Annotated in this window: 1 protein-coding gene; it reads right to left on the reverse strand. The window is 73.6% G+C overall.

Going from position 1 to position 284, the window contains the following annotated elements; translation table 11 throughout:
- Positions 1-284: DUF2345 domain-containing protein (locus ASG87_RS01915; RefSeq protein ID WP_157510832.1), on the reverse strand; the 284-nt coding region annotated here is incomplete at both ends.

Here is a 284-nt window from a genome sequence, read left to right on the forward strand (position 1 = left end):
TAGGTGGGTGTCGTGCTGGCTGGTGATGTGCAGGTGTTCGCCGGCGAAGGCGGTGGCGCTGTTGGGCGTGGTCAGGGCGACGGCGCCGGGGCCTTCGAGCACGATGGCGGGCACGGCGAAGCGTTCGACCGGGTCGCCGCCGCTGCGCTGGCCGCCTTGCGGCTTGGTGGCGCTCTGGCCGTTGACGCTGCCGGCGTACTTGCCGTCCTGCCGCGGGTCGATGGCCTTGTGCAGGTCGGCCTGGGCGGGGTTGGCGTCGAGGCCGCCCGCCTTGGCCTGGGTGG

Origin of the sequence: Frateuria sp. Soil773 (assembly GCF_001428405.1) — a bacterium.
In the GTDB taxonomy this organism is placed as follows: domain Bacteria; phylum Pseudomonadota; class Gammaproteobacteria; order Xanthomonadales; family Rhodanobacteraceae; genus LMSL01.